At 60.3% G+C, this 272-nt stretch carries 1 protein-coding gene; it reads left to right on the forward strand.

Features of this window, described 5'->3' with window-relative positions; translation table 11 throughout:
* Positions 1 to 272, forward strand: a 272-nt coding sequence (locus CVH10_RS20590) for a transposase (protein WP_146143197.1), incomplete at both ends; no start/stop codon positions are given.

The following is a 272-nucleotide window of genomic DNA, read 5'->3' on the forward strand; positions in this document are numbered from 1 at the left end:
ATTTTTCGGCCGAAGACAAGATCCGCATTGTGCTCGATGGGCTGCGTGGCGAAGACAGCATTGCTGAACTATGCCGCAAGGAAGGCATTGCCCAGAGCCTGTATTACACCTGGTCGAAGGAGTTTATGGAAGCGGGCAAGCGGCGCCTGGCGGGTGACACGGCTCGTGCCGCGACCAGCGGCGAGGTGCAGGACCTGCGCCGCGAAGCCCGTGCCCTGAAGGAATGCGTGGCCGACCTGACGCTCGAAAACCGTCTGCTCAAAAAAAGCATG

Origin of the sequence: Halomonas sp. ND22Bw (assembly GCF_003011945.1) — a bacterium.
GTDB lineage: Bacteria > Pseudomonadota > Gammaproteobacteria > Pseudomonadales > Halomonadaceae > Halomonas > Halomonas halophila.